13 protein-coding genes and 1 other RNA gene are annotated in these 14,461 nt (G+C 63.2%); 6 read left to right on the top strand and 8 right to left on the bottom strand.

Annotated elements, in window-relative coordinates:
* Positions 1-14 precede the first annotated feature (14 nt).
* The 6 genes from RFM40_RS14990 to ffs all read right to left on the bottom strand — a co-directional run bounded on the left by RFM40_RS14990 (position 15) and on the right by ffs (position 5,819).
* The gene (locus RFM40_RS14990) at positions 15-1,292 is read right to left on the bottom strand and encodes a lytic murein transglycosylase (protein WP_320277752.1); all 1,278 of its coding nucleotides are present in this window, start codon (positions 1,290-1,292) and stop codon (positions 15-17) included.
* A 176-nt stretch (positions 1,293-1,468) separates the two neighbouring features.
* Positions 1,469-2,074, bottom strand: a complete 606-nt coding sequence (gene recR / locus RFM40_RS14985; protein ID WP_292345833.1) for a recombination mediator RecR — start codon at positions 2,072-2,074, stop codon at positions 1,469-1,471.
* Between the two features lie 102 nt (positions 2,075-2,176).
* Positions 2,177-3,151, bottom strand: coding sequence for a cell wall hydrolase (locus RFM40_RS14980; protein WP_320277751.1), 975 nt, complete (start codon positions 3,149-3,151; stop codon positions 2,177-2,179).
* Positions 3,152-3,368: 217 nt separating this feature from the next.
* Positions 3,369-3,692 (bottom strand): YbaB/EbfC family nucleoid-associated protein, encoded by a 324-nt coding sequence (locus RFM40_RS14975; protein WP_071101772.1) that lies wholly within the window; start codon positions 3,690-3,692, stop codon positions 3,369-3,371.
* Positions 3,693-3,810: 118 nt separating this feature from the next.
* Positions 3,811-5,622 carry a DNA polymerase III subunit gamma/tau gene (locus RFM40_RS14970; protein WP_320227412.1) on the bottom strand — a complete coding sequence of 604 codons (1,812 nt, stop codon included), beginning with the start codon at positions 5,620-5,622 and terminating at the stop codon, positions 3,811-3,813.
* 100 nt (positions 5,623-5,722) lie between these two features.
* An RNA gene (gene ffs, locus RFM40_RS14965) (signal recognition particle sRNA small type) lies at positions 5,723-5,819 on the bottom strand.
* 181 nt (positions 5,820-6,000) lie between these two features.
* On the opposite strand from ffs, the gene RFM40_RS14960 reads away from it, so the two are divergent.
* Genes RFM40_RS14960 through RFM40_RS14950 form a run of 3 tightly spaced genes read left to right on the top strand, consistent with a single transcriptional unit; the run spans position 6,001 to position 7,720 of the window.
* Positions 6,001-6,420: an HIT family protein gene (locus RFM40_RS14960; RefSeq protein WP_320227413.1), complete on the top strand. Its 420-nt coding sequence runs from the start codon at positions 6,001-6,003 to the stop codon at positions 6,418-6,420.
* 45 nt (positions 6,421-6,465) lie between these two features.
* Positions 6,466-7,407 (top strand): NAD(+) diphosphatase, encoded by a 942-nt coding sequence (nudC, locus tag RFM40_RS14955; protein WP_320277750.1) that lies wholly within the window; start codon positions 6,466-6,468, stop codon positions 7,405-7,407.
* 10 nt (positions 7,408-7,417) lie between these two features.
* Complete coding sequence (locus RFM40_RS14950) at positions 7,418-7,720, top strand: Dabb family protein (RefSeq protein WP_320227415.1); 303 nt, start codon at positions 7,418-7,420, stop codon at positions 7,718-7,720.
* Positions 7,721-8,056: 336 nt separating this feature from the next.
* On the opposite strand, the gene RFM40_RS14945 is transcribed toward RFM40_RS14950, so the two are convergent.
* Positions 8,057-8,920: a prephenate dehydratase gene (locus RFM40_RS14945; RefSeq protein WP_320227416.1), complete on the bottom strand. Its 864-nt coding sequence runs from the start codon at positions 8,918-8,920 to the stop codon at positions 8,057-8,059.
* Between the two features lie 23 nt (positions 8,921-8,943).
* A complete protein-coding gene (locus RFM40_RS14940) occupies positions 8,944-9,672 on the bottom strand; it encodes a 3-deoxy-manno-octulosonate cytidylyltransferase (RefSeq protein ID WP_320277749.1) in 729 nt (242 codons plus the stop codon).
* Positions 9,673-9,865: 193 nt separating this feature from the next.
* On the opposite strand from RFM40_RS14940, the gene RFM40_RS14935 reads away from it, so the two are divergent.
* The 3 genes from RFM40_RS14935 to RFM40_RS14925 all read left to right on the top strand — a co-directional run bounded on the left by RFM40_RS14935 (position 9,866) and on the right by RFM40_RS14925 (position 14,458).
* The gene (locus RFM40_RS14935) at positions 9,866-10,531 is read left to right on the top strand and encodes a c-type cytochrome (protein WP_320218631.1); all 666 of its coding nucleotides are present in this window, start codon (positions 9,866-9,868) and stop codon (positions 10,529-10,531) included.
* A gap of 157 nt (positions 10,532-10,688) precedes the next feature.
* Positions 10,689-12,587 (top strand): extracellular solute-binding protein, encoded by a 1,899-nt coding sequence (locus RFM40_RS14930; protein ID WP_430691675.1) that lies wholly within the window; start codon positions 10,689-10,691, stop codon positions 12,585-12,587.
* The gene (locus tag RFM40_RS14925; RefSeq protein ID WP_320277748.1) at positions 12,587-14,458 is read left to right on the top strand and encodes an extracellular solute-binding protein; all 1,872 of its coding nucleotides are present in this window, start codon (positions 12,587-12,589) and stop codon (positions 14,456-14,458) included. Before RFM40_RS14930 ends, RFM40_RS14925 begins: the two co-directional genes overlap by 1 nt.
* Positions 14,459-14,461: the final 3 nt, after the last annotated feature.

Here is a 14,461-nt window from a genome sequence, read left to right as displayed (position 1 = left end):
CTTGAAGGTCGCCGTCATTTCAGCTGCGCAACCAGGCTCGCGTCGGGAAAGCAGGTCGCGGCCTTGCCGTTCTTCGACTGCCAGGTGCCGATCGAGCGACGCGTCTTGAAACCGGGCAGGCCATCGGCGCTGCCGACATCGTAGCCCTTCGCCTCCAGCGCCCGCTGGAGCGACGCGATATCGGACCGGTGGAGATCGCCGACCGGGCCCCAGTTGCCGGCAAAGGTGGTGTCGCCCTTGGCGATGCGGTCGGCGGCGTGGCCGATGAACAGCGCATAGAGGTCGCTGGTGTTATACTCCTTCAGCACATAGAAGTTCGGCGTGACAAGGAAGGCCGGGCCGCTGCGCCCGGCCGGCATCAGAAGGAAGCCCTCGGCTTTCAGCTCGCTGGCCTGGAACGCTTTGCCGTCCGCGCGCCTGACGCCCATCGCCACCCAGTCGGAAATCTTCTTGCCCTGATCAGGTCCTTCGAGCGAGCAGGAGACGTTGGTCGGCGCGATCACCTCGGTCCCCCAGCCGCGCCCCCTCGCCCAGCCATAATGGACGAGGTAGTTGGCGATCGAGGCGAGCACGTCGGGCGTCGAATTCCAGATGTCGGGCCGGCCGTCGCCGTCGAAATCGACGGCGTGCTTCAGGAACGACGTCGGCATGAATTGCGGCTGGCCGAGCGCGCCGGCCCAGGACGACTTCATCGCGTTGACCGGGGCGAGCCCGCGCTCGACGATCTCGAGCGCCGCCAGCACCTCGGCGCGGAAGAAATCCTTCTTGGTCGACATGAACGCCTTGGTGCCCAGCACCTCGAAGGCGTCGTAAGGCATCCTGGCCGCGCCGAAGCCGGTCTCGCGACCCCAGATCGCCAGCACGACCTCGCCAGGCACGCCGTAGCGCTTCTCGATCAGCCCGAGCACTCTTGCGTTGGTGCTCTCGCGCGACCGTCCGCCGGCGGTGACGGGGCGAATGATTTTCTCGGCGAAATAGTTGGCGGGCGGACCGAACTCGGCCTGGTGCTGCTTTTCAGGCGTCGTCGGCTTCTTGCCGGGCAAGACGAGGTCCGGCAATTTCAGGTTCGGCTTCACGCCGATGAAGGCGGCGTCGAAGGTTTTCTTGGAGATACCCTTGGCCTGCGCCTCGGGCCAGAGGTCGTTTTGCAGCCACGCCTGGAACTGGTCGTCGATGGGGGCTGCGCGGGAGGGGTGCGTGAGGAGAAGGACGACAAAGCTCGCGAACAAAAACGCGAAGGTAAATATGCGAAGGTTGCGTTCTGTCGCGCCCCCCTCTGTCCTGCCGGACATCTCCCCCACAAGGGGGGAGATTGGCAGCTTCGGCGCCCCGCCTCTTCCTGCGACGTTGGAGATTGACGAAAGCCGGCGTGGCATCTGATCTCCCCCCTTGTGGGGGAGATGTCCGGCAGGACAGAGGGGGGCGCGAAGGAATGCTGTCATTTCCAAGTGCCCCCTCCCCAACTCCCTCAAAACGCCGTCCTCGATCGCAGCGCGGCGGCCAGCGTGCCTTCGTCGAGATAGTCGAGCTCGCCGCCGACCGGCACGCCATGCGCGAGTCTGGTCACCTTGACGTCGAGGCCCGAGAGCTGGTCGGTCAGGTAGTGCGCGGTGGTCTGGCCCTCGACGGTGGCGTTGACGGCGAGGATCACTTCCTTCACCTCGCCGCCGGCGACGCGGTCGACCAGCGAGCGGATGTTGAGCTGGTCCGGGCCGATGCCGTCGAGCGGCGACAGCGTGCCGCCGAGCACATGATAACGCACGTTCATGGCGGCGGCGCGCTCCAGCGCCCAGAGGTCGGAGACGTCCTCGACGACGATCAGCGTGCCGGCGTCGCGGCGCGGGTCGGTGCAGATCATGCAAGGGTCGGAGGTGTCGACATTGCCGCAGGTCGAGCAGATGCGCACCTTGTCGACCGCCTCGCCCATGGCGGCGGCTAAAGGTTCGAGCAACTGCTCCTTCTTTTTGATGAGATGGAGGGCGGCGCGCCTGGCCGAACGCGGCCCGAGCCCCGGCACCTTGGCCAGGAGCTGGATCAGGCGTTCGATCTCTGGACCGGCGATTCGTTTCGACATCACTCTGATCTAGGATTTTTCAGAGCGGTTTGGAACAGTCCGCAATGGCACGTGATCCGCCATGCTGCCATGACGGATCATCGAGCAAGTGAGCTGAGCAGGTTAGAGCGGCCGGTTCTGGCTGACGATCAGCGCGCCGATGGCGTCGGTGTTCTCAGGCGTCGACTCGAACCCCATCGCCGCTTCCCGCGGCGCGCTTGGAACGGAGGTGACGTACCGGCCCTTCAGCGTGCCACCGAAGCGGGACGCATCCGGTTCCTCCATCGGTTCCTGCATCGCCACCACCGTCGGCTTCGCCGTGACGCGGCCGGACTTCTGCGCAGTCGCGACTGATGCCGTGTAGGTCTGCTCGTCGGGAGTACTCGCAGGCTTGGCCGTACGCGACGGCGCCGCGGCAGCGGTCATAGCGGCCTGCTTGGCCGGATCCGGATGGACAATCGTCTTCACCGGCTCGGCGGAAGCGACGAGCACCGGAGCGGCAGGGTCGGTCTTCTGCGACTTGCCGGAGGCCAGGGCGACCATGGGTTCATCGGGCAGCGGCTGCCAGTTGCGGCCGCGCTTCTCGTAGAAGGCGTTGCCGCCGGCGACCATCGTGTAGTGCATGTTGTTGTAAGGGAACCGCAGCCCGGCGGTGTGGAAATACATCGTGTTCTTGAGCTTGGCCTTGCGCTCGCCCTTGAGCACCGCCTCGGCGGCCTCCTCGACATCCGGCAGCGCCCTCGAATTCATCGGCCGTGTCATCACGCCGGGCGCGAACTGACCCCTCTCGCCGACGACCTCGCAGATGGTGCTGCCGTGCTGGCCCGAGCGCAGCCGGTTCATCACGACCGTACCGACGGCGATCATGCCGTCGCGGCTCGACCGGTTGGACTCGAAGAACATCGCCCTTTGCAGGCATTCCTTGTCCTTCATCGTGTATCTGTAGGAGCGCGAGCTGAGGAAGCTCGGCGTGACGGCGTCGGCAAGGCTCGCCACCGACATGCCATGTGAAGCGGTCTGGCTGCAGCCGGCCAGGAACAAGGGGGAAGCGGCGATGCCGATAAGCAGCAGCGGCGTCTTCCATCGCGTCGCGATCAACAAAAAAGCCTCATTTCCAGATGCCAGCCCGCCCCGAGATGTGGCAAGAATGAGACTCTTTCAGGCAAAAAGATGGCTAGACGGTTAGCAACCTCTGGACTTGGGTAAAACTTTATGAATGTCGCGAAATGAGCCCGTGAGCATTGCCGGCAAAATAGTTAATATAGCGGCCCGGGCTTGATTTTCGTTCATAATCAATTAACTGACGGCAGCCGCCTCAGAACGGCAATTTCATTCCGGGTGGTATAGGTAGACCTGCCGTCAGCGCCTTGGTCTTTTCCTGCATAACCTGCTCGACCTTATTTTTGGCGTCATTGTGAGCGGCCAAAAGCAGGTCCTCGAGGATCTCGACCTCGTCGTCCTTGAGCAGCGACGGATCGATCTTCAGCGCCTTCATTTCGAACTTACCGGTCAGCGTCACGCTGACCAGTCCGCCACCCGCCTGTCCGGTGGCTTCCAGCGTGGCGATCTCGTCCTGCATGGCCTGGAACTTGGCCTGCATTTCCTTCGCCTTGCCCATCAGGCCGAGAAGATCTTTCATTGCAAACGTCCTCTTGGTTTCTTTTGTTGGAGCATGATCTTGTCCGAACCGTAGGTCAGCGAAGCAAAAACCGGTTCCCACTTTTCTCTGACGCGGTTCTTCGGTTCGGGATCATGCTCTAGATTTCGTCGTCGTCGGCGGCCGGCTCGACCGGCAGGTCGGCCCCGGTCTCTTCCACGTCCGGCACATCCGGAATGCGCACGTCGATGATCTTGGCGCCGGGAAAGCGGGCGAGAATGGCGGCGACCGTCGGGTCGCTCCTGGCATCGGAGAAGGCGTTCTCGCGCTTCGTCGTCTCCATTTCGGCCAGCGTCTGGCCGCCTTCCTCCTTCGACAGCGAGACCAGCCAGTTGCGACCGGTCCAGGCGCGCAGCTTCGCGGTCAGGTCGTTGAGCAGCATCTTCGGCGCATCGTCGGTCAAGGTGACGTCGATGCGGCCGGGCTCGATGCGCACGGGCCGCACATAGCGCTTCAGTTGCACCTTGAAGGCGATGTCGCGATTGGCGTCGGCAAGTGCAGCGATATCGGCCAGCGACTTCACCGGAACGGCGGGCGTTTCGACCACTGGCGCCGGGGCCGGAACGAAGGCGGCTGGCACGGGCTCAGCTTCGACCAGGCGCATCGTCTGCGCGCCGCCGGTGGAGGTCGGCATCCGGGCCTGCGCCACAGCACTTGCGCCGCCGCCATTGCCGGTGGGCGCTCCGTTGACGCGCGGCGCGCCATTCGGCACCGTTGCCGCGCCTTCCAGCGATTTCAGCGCCTCGTCCAGCGTCGGCAGGTCGGCGGCGTGTGCCAGCCGGATCAGCACCATCTCGCCGGCGCTGACCGGGCGGTTGGAGGACTGCACCTCGGGAATGCCCTTGAGCAGCATCTGCCAGGTTCGCGACAGCACGCGCACCGACAGCGCGCTCGCGAACTCGGCGCCGCGCCGGCGTTCGTCCTCCGAGAGCGAAGCGTCGTCTGCCGCGGCCGGCACGAAACGCAGCCGGGTAACGAGGTGATTGAATTCGGCGAGATCGGTGAGCACGGCGGCCGGATCGGCGCCCGTGTCGTATTGCGAGCGGAACTCGGCCAAGGCCGCCGCGACATCGCCCTTCATGACATGCTCGAACAGGTCGATGATGCGGGCGCGGTCGGCAAGCCCTAGCATGGCGCGCACCGCCTCGGCGCTGACCGTGCCGCTGCCATGGGCGATCGCCTGGTCGAGGATGGAGAGCGAATCGCGCGCCGAGCCTTCGGCCGCGCGAGCGATCATCGCCAGGGCCTCGTCGTCGACGGAAATGCCCTCCTTGGCGGCAATCGAGGAAAGATGCGCGACCAGCGCGCCGGCGTCGATGCGCCTCAGATCGAAGCGCTGGCAGCGTGACAGGACCGTGATCGGCACCTTGCGGATCTCGGTGGTGGCGAAGATGAATTTGACGTGCGGCGGCGGCTCTTCCAGCGTCTTCAGCAGGCCGTTGAAGGCCTGGGTGGAGAGCATGTGCACTTCGTCGATGATGTAGACCTTGTAACGGGCCGCGACCGGCGCGTAGCGGACACGGTCGATGATGTCCCTGATGTCGTCGATACCGGTGTGGGAGGCGGCATCCATCTCGATGACATCGACATGGCGGCCTTCCATGATCGCCTGGCAATGCTCGCCTGGGATCGACAGGTCGACCGAGGGTTGATCGACTGTCGCGGTCTTGTAGTTGAGCGCCCGTGCCAGAATGCGCGCGGTCGTCGTCTTGCCGACACCGCGCACGCCGGTCAGCATCCAGGCCTGGGCGATGCGGCCGGTGGCGAAGGCATTGGTCAGGGTGCGGACCATCGGCTCCTGGCCGATCAGCTCGGAGAAATTCGAGGGGCGATATTTGCGCGCCAGCACGCGATAGGCGCCGGCCTTTTCCGTCTCCGGATTTTTTGGCCCCAAATTTCCGGCTTCGCTCATTCGCCGTCAAAAGCTCCAAGGACCGCAGGCGGTCGATTCCTGCGCATAGTCTCGCCCGCACGGCTCGGCGCCGTCAACGTCGCGGGAGAAAGGCGAAGAGGCGGGAGGCTGGAACAATGACCCGTTCCGGGCTCGTTAGGGCTGCTTCCTTCCGGACCTGACCCGGTTGGCGAGTGGATCGTCCACCACCAACCTCCCGCGCTCCATATCGGCAATTCGGCGGCGAAATGCAAGGGTGGAGGTGAATGACCGGCCAAGCCATGCGGGCGGGGAACCCTTCAAATCCACAATAGCGGTCAATGATTCGCTTGCAGCCACCTTGCCGCCGCTCTAGCGTTCCCCGGTTTGGAAAAGACTACAAAAGCGAGGGAAACGCCCATGCTGCCTGGCCTCAAGGCCGGATTCACGCTGGACGCCCGGTTGGAGGCGGACAGTGAGCAGCTCATGTGGCTCGGCCTGTGCGAGCTCAGGCTGATGAACGATCGCCGCTGGCCATGGCTGGTGCTGGTGCCGCAGCGGCCGGGCGTCGAGGAAATCCACGAGCTGACGCCGCTCGACCAGACGATGCTGACCTTCGAGACCAATATGGTGGCGCAGGCGCTGAAAAGGGTGACCGGCTGCACTAAGATCAACACCGGCGCTTTGGGCAACATCGTGCGCCAGTTGCATGTCCATGTCATCGCCCGCAGCGAAGGCGATCCCGGCTGGCCGGGGCCCGTCTGGGGGCACGGCATGCGCGAGCCCTATCAGCGCCCCGAGATCCGACGGTTTGCCGAAACGATCAAGGCAGCGCTATAAGCCGACCAGTGTCCATCCTGCACTTTCCCGAGACCCCGAGTCCCTATGAGCTTTCGCCTGTTTGACGCGCCATTGCGCGAACCGAGCCAGTTCGTCGGTTTCGCCGGAAACCGGATCGATCGGCAATCGGAAAACCGCGCCGACGACGCCGTCGAGAAGGCGCTCGCCGAGCAATCGGCAAGGCTGATGCTTATGCATGGCGGCCGGCTCTATCTGAAGCTCGCCGACGGCATGTTCGACCCTTGGTTCGAGGCGGCGGAAAGCCAGGCCTTCGAGGCTTCGCTCGACCACGGCGTGCTGCTCGGCATTTCGGACTGCGGTCCGGTGCTTGCCGTACCTGGCGGCATCGAGCCGGAAAATCTGCCGGAAGCGGTGAAGGCGATCGACTACCGCTCGGTCTACATGCAGGGCTTGATCGACGAGGCGGCCGCCGGGGCGCTGGCGCAGGGCGCCGCGCTGCTCGCCTGGCACGCCAGCCACGCCTTCTGCTCGAAATGCGGCAACCGCTCGGAAATGCGCGCCGGCGGCTACAGACGGCATTGCCCGGCCTGCGGCGCCGACCATTTCCCACGCACCGATCCGGTGGCGATCATGCTGACGGCGACGCGCGAGAAATGCCTGCTCGGGCGCGGCCGGCATTTCGCGCCGGGCATGTATTCGGCGCTTGCCGGCTTCATCGAGCCGGGCGAGACGATCGAGGCGGCGGTGCGCCGCGAGACGCTGGAAGAGGCAGGCATAAAGCTCGGCCGCGTCGTCTACCATGCCAGCCAGCCTTGGCCGTTTCCTTACTCGCTGATGATCGGCTGCTTCGGCGAGCCGCTCAACGAGGACATCCAGGCCGACCTCAACGAGCTGGAGGACTGCCGCTGGTTTTTCCGCGACGAGGTGCGCTCGATGCTGGACAGAACGCATGCCGGCGGCTTGATCACGCCGCCGAAGGGGGCGATCGCGCATCACCTCATCCGCGCCTGGATCGACAGCGAATAGGAGCAGGGAAATGATCCGCCATACCGTCGTGTTCACGCTGAAGCATCCGCCGCATTCGCTGGAGGCGAAGCGGTTTCTGCACGATGCCAAGAAGATCCTGACAGCGATCAAGGGCGTGACGCATTTCGAGCAGCTGCGCCAGGTCAGCCCCAAGAACGACTACCAGTTCGGGTTCTCGATGGAGTTCGCCGACCAGGCCGCCTACACAAGATACAACGAGCACCCCGACCACGTCGCGTTCGTGCGCGACCGCTGGGTGCCGGAGGTCGAGGCGTTCATGGAGATCGACTACGTGCCGCTGGGTTTTGGCTGAACAAGAGCGGTTCCAGCACCAACGTTAATGGTTTCGGCCAGAGCGCGCTGCCCCGCCCCTTCCCTTTCTGCGGCGTTGACGATTGGCGAAAGCGCCGATGGCAGCGCCCCTCTCCCCGTCACTATACGGGGAGAGGATGCCGGCAGGCAGGTGAGGGGCGGCGCAGACGCTGGATAGGCCAAGTCGGGGCTTCAGACGTCGACCCGAACCCAGACGCATTAACAGTCGAAGTCAGCGCTGCCCCTCATCACCCTGCCGGGCACTTCTCCCCGTATAGAGACGGGGAGAAGGAGCTGGCCGCAGCGTCGGCTACCTTCCTGCAACGGCGAGAAAAAGCTAATCTGCCACCTTCCACTGCTCGCGCGAGGCGCTTGCGGGATAGACGCCGAGGATGCGCATCTCGCGCGAGAAGAAGCGCAATTCGTCGAGCGCCAGCTTGACCAGCGGATCGTCGGGGTGGCCCTCGATGTCGGCATAAAACAGCGTCGCGGTGAAGGCGCCGAGCTGGTAGCTCTCGAGCTTGGTCATGTTGATGCCGTTGGTGGCGAAGCCGCCCATGGCCTTGTAGAGCGCGGCCGGCACGTTGCGTACGCGGAAGATGAAAGTGGTCATCATCTTGGCGTCGGGCGACGGACGCTCGGCCCATTGCTTGTTCTTGGTCAGCACGACGAAGCGGGTGACGTTCGAATCGGTGTCCTCGACATTCTTCTCGATGATGTCGAGGCCGTAGAGCTCGGCGGCGAGCGCAGGGGCGAGCGAGGCCATGGTGCGATCCCTGACCTCGGAAACCATCTTGGCCGACCCCGCCGTGTCACCGGCGACAATCGGCTTCCAACCGTTCTTGCGGATGTATTTGCGGCACTGGCCAAGCGCGTGGATATGGCTGTGCACGCTTTTGATCTCTTCGCGCTTGACGCCCGGCAGCACCATCAGCTGGAAGTGGATCGGCAAAAAATACTCGCCGACGATGTGCAGCCGCGATTCCGGCAGCAGATGATGGATGTCGGCGACACGGCCTGCGATCGTGTTCTCGATCGGGATCATGGCGAGCTCGGCCTTGCCGGTCTCCACCGCGTTGAAGGCGTCCTCGAAGGTCGGACAGGGCAACGGCTCCATCGACGGGAACATGTTGCGGCAGGCGGTATCGGAATTGGCGCCGGGCTCGCCCTGGAAGGAAATTCTGTTGGTCTTTTCAGGCATGCGCCAATGTCTCTCTGGATGTCTCAGTTAGAAAGGATTTGCCTGGCACGCTCGAGGTCGTCCGGCGTGTCGACGCCGAGCGGCAACAACCGGACGATCTCGGCATCGATGCGCATGCCGGCTTCCAGCGCCCGAAGCTGCTCCAGCCGCTCGCGGCGCTCCAGCGGCGACGGCTTCAACGTAACGAAGCGTTCGAGCGCGGCGCGACGATAGGCGTAGAGGCCGATGTGGTGATAGAGCGGCCCCTCCCCCCACGGCGCGGTGGCGCGGGTGAAATAGAGCGCCTTCAGCCTTGTCGCTGAGAGCGGCGAGCCGACGATCTTGACGACGTTCGGATTGGTCTTTTCCTCGTCGCGCACGATCTTGACGCCGAGCGTGGCGATGTCGACCGCCGGGTCGGCGAAGGGCCGCAGCGATGCGCCGATGGTTTCAGGATCGATGGTCGGCAGGTCACCCTGCACGTTGACGATCGTCTCGACCTTGTTTTTGGGATCAAGAACCGTCAGCGCCTCGAAGATGCGGTCGGAGCCCGATTCGTGGTCCGCGCGGGTCATCACCGCCTCGAAACCATGCTCGCGAACCGCTTGCGCCACGGCCTCCGTATCGGTCGCCACCACCACGCGTCCGAGCCCGGCCTCGGCGCCGCGGCGGGCGACATGGACGATCATCGGCGCGCCGGCGATGTCGGCCAGCGGCTTGCCCGGCAGGCGTGTCGAGGCCATGCGGGCGGGGATCAGGATCAATGTCGACATTGGACTGCGGGACGCCCGAAAAAAGCGGATGGGAAAGTGGCAAAAGGTCTCACTGGAAGCGCCCTTATAGGTGTTGCAACGCCGAAGCAAAAGACCTAGTTTCCGCCCGATTTGACTGGCCCCGAGGGGCCGTTCGCGATACCGACGGACGGAGTGGACGGATCGGTCCGCCGGAAAAGGGAGCAAGGGGCGTATGGATTCCACCGAAGTCAACAAGCTGCTTGCCGGATTCCTCGGAACCGTCTTCGTGGTCTTTTCCGTAGGTATCGTCTCCGACGCGCTGTTCGCTTCGCCTGCGCCCGAGAAGCCTGGCTTCGCCATCGAGGCTCAAGAGCCGGCGGAAGGTGGCGGCGCGGCCGCTCCGGCCGCAGAGGCCAAGCCGATCGCCGATCTGCTCGCCAAGGCCAACGCCGAGGCGGGCGCGGCCATCTTCAAGAAGTGCCAGGCCTGCCACTCCGGCGAGAAGGGCGGCCCGAACAAGGTCGGTCCGGATCTGTGGGACATCGTCGACCGCCCCGTCGCCGAGCACGAGGGCTTCGCCTATTCGGCCGGCATGAAGGATTTTTCCAAGGGCGGCGCCGAGAAGTGGACCTACGACAACCTCAACCACTTCATCACCTCGCCGAAGAAGTTCGTGAAGGGCACGGCGATGGGTTTCGCCGGCCTGCCGAAGGATGAAGACCGCGCCAATGTGATCGCCTATCTGCGCACGCTGTCGGACAATCCGAAGCCGCTGCCGCAACCGGGCGCTTCAGCCGAGGCCAAGCCCGCCGAGGGCGCCAAGCCCGCGGAAGGCGCCGCACCCGCCAAGCCGGCTGAAGGCGCCGCTCCGGCCAAGCCGGCGGCACCTGCTCAATAAACGATTTGTCATAGAGGCAACCTCAGAAAAGCCGGGTTCGTCCCGGCTTTTCTGTTAGGAAAACCGCATATGCGGCGACAAAGACGCTCCTTGCGGTTTTCACCGGCGTCAAATGATCTAGATTGCCGGTCAGTACTGTTCGCGACGAGGAGAACGCATGACGGTTGGCCGCTCCCGGACACCTTTCGCATCAATGACATTTTTCGCATCGGTGCTGGCGCTTGCCTTCGCCGCGAGCCTTGGGGCCAGCTTGGCCGACGAATGGCACACCACCTCCTCGCTGATCGGCCCCTCGAAATACGGTGAGAATTTCCAGCGCTACGACTACGTCAATCCGGATGCACCCAAGGGAGGCACGTTCAACTCCGTCACTGTCGGCACCTTCGACAGCTTCAATCCCTATATCGTGCAGGGATCGCCGGCCGCCGGCTTCGCGCAGTTCGGCGGCGGGCTGGTCTACGACACGCTTATGGACCAGGCGACCGATGAAGGCAGCGTCAGCCATCCGCTGGTCGCCGAGGCCTACAAATATCCGTCGGACTATTCGTCGGCGACCTACCGCCTCGACCCACGCGCCAAGTGGCATGACGGCCAGCCGATCACCGTCGACGACGTGGTCTGGTCGTTCCAGGTGTTGAAGGCCAACAGTCCAATGTACAGCCGCTATTTCGAGAATGTGACCGAGGCGGTCGCCATCTCCGATCGCGAGATCGAGTTTCATTTCAACCAGAAGGGCAATCGGGAATTGCCCAAGATCCTCGGCGATCTCGTCGTGCTGCCGAAACACTGGTGGGAAGGCACCGACGCCAGTGGCAAGAAGCGCGACATCACCCGGCCGACGCTCGAGCCGCCGCTGGGCTCGGCCGCCTACAAGATCGCCAGCTTCAAGCCGGGCTCGGAGATCGTCTGGCAGCGCGTGCCCGACTATTGGGGCGCCAAGCTGCCGGTGAAGATCGGCCGTGAGAACTTCGACACCCAGCGCTTCACCTATATCCTGGACGACAATGCCGCCTGGCAAGCTTTCACCAAAGGTGGACTTCAAGACATCAAACCGGAAAACAGTTCGCGGCGCTGGGCGACGGCTTACAACTTTCCAGCGGTGAGTGCCGGAGACGTGGTCAAGAAGGAATTCAAGACGACGTCTCCCGAGCCGATGCAGGCTTTCGTGCTCAACCAACGGCGGCCGCTGTTCCAGGATCGGCTCGTGCGCGCCGCGCTGACCTATCCGTTCGACTTCGAGACGATGAACCGCACGCTGTTCTACAACTCGAACACGCGCACCCACAGCTATTTCGAGGGTACGGAACTGGCGTCGAGCGGGCTGCCGCAGGGCAAGGAACTCGAAATCCTGGAGAAGTATCGCGACAAGCTGCCGTCGGAGCTGTTTACCCAGGAATTCAAGCTACCGGTCTACGATGCACCGCAAGCCGAGCGCAAATATCTGAAACAGGCGGTCGACCTGTTCGCCAAGGCAGGCTGGGTGATCAAGGGCGGCAAGATGGTAAATGCCAAAACCGGCGCGCCGTTCAAGTTCGAAATACTCGGCTCGAACGACACCGACCAGGTCATCGCCAGTCCCTGGATCGCCAATCTGCGCAAGATCGGCGTCGATGCGACGCTGCGGATCATCGACCAGACGCAGTACATCAACCGCGTCAACAATTTCGACTACGACGTCATTACCAGCATACTCCAGCAATCGGAATCGCCCGGCAACGAGCAACGCGACTTCTGGAGCTCGAAGGCCGCGGACACGCCGGGATCGCGCAATTATTCCGGCATCAAGAACCCGGTCGTCGACGCGCTCGTCGACCGCATCATCTTCGCCACTGACCGCGACGATCTCGTAGCCGCCACCCATGCGCTCGATCGGGTGCTGTTGTGGAATTACTATGTCGTGCCGCAATACTACCGCGCGGTGGTTTGGCTCGCCTACTGGAACAAGTTCGGCATGCCGGAAAAGCAGCCCAGCTACCGCGGCGCCGACATCGATTCCTGGTGGGCCGACCCCGAGAAGGAAAAGGCGCTGGCCGGCAAGTACAAAGGCCTCAATTGATGCGGCGGCTGCTTCCTCGTCGCGACTTCCTGGCGCTCGGCGCCGCAACGGCAGCCACGGCGCTGCTGCCAGGCCGGGCTTTTGCCGAGACCCCGACCGGCGTCAAGTTGCATGGCCTGTCGGCCTTCGGCGACCTGAAATACAAGCCCGACTTCACGCATTTCGACTATGTCAATCCGGACGCGCCCAAGGGCGGCCAGATGAATTTCGCGCCGCCGAACGCAACTCTGAATCAAAGCTTTCTAACCTTCAACACCCTGAATTCCCTGGTGTTGAAGGGAGATTCACCGCCGCGCACCGAACTCTGTTTCGATTCGCTGATGACTAGCGCGCTCGATGAGCCGGATGCCGTCTACGGCCTGCTTGCCGAGTCCGTTACCTTGTCGCAAGACCGCAACGGCTTCCGCTTCACCCTGCGGCCGCAGGCGCGGTTCCACGATGGCACACCTCTGACCGCCGACGACGTCGCCTTCGCATTGAAGCTGTACAAGGATCAGGGCCACCCGAACCTGTCCAAGGCGTTGCGGTTCATGACGGAGGCAGTTGCCGTCGATCCCGTCACCCTCAACCTCACCTTCAATGGCGAACAGTCGGCGCAGAACATCCTTTCGATCGTCGCAATGCCGATCGTTTCCAAGGCCTTTTATACGGCCAACGATTTCGATGCCTCGACGATGACACCGCCGCTCAGCTCCGGACCCTACAAGATAGGGCGCGTCATGGCCGGACAGACTGTCGAATATGAACGCGTCGCCGACTATTGGGGCCGCGATCTCGCCGTGAACCGTGGCCTTAACAATTTCGACCGCATTCGCATCGACTTCTATCTCGATCGCCAGGCGGCGTTCGAAGCCTTCAAGAAAGGCGACACGCATTTTCGCGAGGAATTCACCGCGCGGGTATGGGCAACCGGTTATGATTTTCCGGCGCTCAAGGATGGCAGGGTCGTCAAACGTGAGTTTCCCGGCGAGAAGACGCCGGACATGCAGGCGGTCGCGCTGAACCAGCGTCGTGCGCAATTCCGTGATGTGCGCGTAAGACTGGCCATCGCCAATTGCTTCGATTTCGAATGGACCAAGCGCGTCCTGTTTTTTGGTTCTTACGAGCGTTCGCAATCGAATTTCGAACGCTCGGACTACAAGGCCGAAGGACTGCCATCGCCCCAGGAACTGGCCCTGCTGGAACCGTTTCGCGCCGAGTTGCCGCCAGAGACGTTCGGCGAACCAGTGATGCAGCCTGTATCCGACGGTTCAGGCCGCGACCGCAAACTGCTCGGCAAGGCTTCAAAACTGCTCGCCGAAGCCGGCTGGAAGCGGGCGGGCGATTTCGTGGTCAATGAAAAGGGGGAGCGACTGCGCGTGGAAATGCTCGCTGAAGACGATGGCATCGTCCGTCTCTTCACCAAATGGTCCGAGAACATGAAGGCGATTGGGATCGACGCGTCGATCCGGCAGGTCGATTCGACACAATATGAAGAGCGGCAGAGCGATTTCGACTTCGATTTCAACCTGCTCCATTGGTCGATCGGGGCAACGCCCACTGCCGACGGCCTGGAGATGCTCTACGATTCGCGGATGGCGAAGATCCCCGGGCAGCGCAACTATCCAGGCACCGAAAGCCCGGCCATCGACGCGCTGATCGTGGCAGCCGGCAAAGCGAATAGTCGAACGGAACTCGTGACGGCGCTCAGAGCGCTCGATCGGGTCTTGCGCGCGCGGCTAGACTGGATTCCAACATACTATCTGGCGAATCACCGCGTCGCCTATTGGGACATGTTCGGCTTTCCCGAACAGAAACCCGATTTCGGCTTTCCGGTCGAAACGGCGTGGTGGTTCGACAAGGGCAAGGCGACAAAAATTGGCAAAGCCTGACAC

The organism is Mesorhizobium captivum (genome assembly GCF_033977165.1).
Lineage (GTDB): Bacteria > Pseudomonadota > Alphaproteobacteria > Rhizobiales > Rhizobiaceae > Mesorhizobium > Mesorhizobium captivum.
Note: the sequence above shows the minus strand (reverse complement) of the source record. Positions and strands in the feature narration are given on the sequence as shown.

What these genes read in the sequence shown, in the direction of transcription:
- RFM40_RS14935 (WP_320218631.1), top strand. Translation starts at nt 9,866, where the DNA reads ATGGATTCCACCGAAGTCAACAAGCTGCTTGCCGGATTCCTCGGAACC.
- nudC (WP_320277750.1), top strand. Translation starts at nt 6,466, where the DNA reads ATGAGCTTTCGCCTGTTTGACGCGCCATTGCGCGAACCGAGCCAGTTC.
- RFM40_RS14925 (WP_320277748.1), top strand. Translation starts at nt 12,587, where the DNA reads ATGCGGCGGCTGCTTCCTCGTCGCGACTTCCTGGCGCTCGGCGCCGCA.
- RFM40_RS14970 (WP_320227412.1), bottom strand. Translation starts at nt 5,622, where the DNA reads ATGAGCGAAGCCGGAAATTTGGGGCCAAAAAATCCGGAGACGGAAAAG.
- RFM40_RS14940 (WP_320277749.1), bottom strand. Translation starts at nt 9,672, where the DNA reads ATGTCGACATTGATCCTGATCCCCGCCCGCATGGCCTCGACACGCCTG.
- RFM40_RS14930 (WP_430691675.1), top strand. Translation starts at nt 10,689, where the DNA reads ATGACGGTTGGCCGCTCCCGGACACCTTTCGCATCAATGACATTTTTC.
- recR (WP_292345833.1), bottom strand. Translation starts at nt 2,074, where the DNA reads ATGTCGAAACGAATCGCCGGTCCAGAGATCGAACGCCTGATCCAGCTC.
- RFM40_RS14990 (WP_320277752.1), bottom strand. Translation starts at nt 1,292, where the DNA reads ATGTCCGGCAGGACAGAGGGGGGCGCGACAGAACGCAACCTTCGCATA.
- RFM40_RS14945 (WP_320227416.1), bottom strand. Translation starts at nt 8,920, where the DNA reads ATGCCTGAAAAGACCAACAGAATTTCCTTCCAGGGCGAGCCCGGCGCC.
- RFM40_RS14950 (WP_320227415.1), top strand. Translation starts at nt 7,418, where the DNA reads ATGATCCGCCATACCGTCGTGTTCACGCTGAAGCATCCGCCGCATTCG.
- RFM40_RS14975 (WP_071101772.1), bottom strand. Translation starts at nt 3,692, where the DNA reads ATGAAAGATCTTCTCGGCCTGATGGGCAAGGCGAAGGAAATGCAGGCC.
- RFM40_RS14960 (WP_320227413.1), top strand. Translation starts at nt 6,001, where the DNA reads ATGCTGCCTGGCCTCAAGGCCGGATTCACGCTGGACGCCCGGTTGGAG.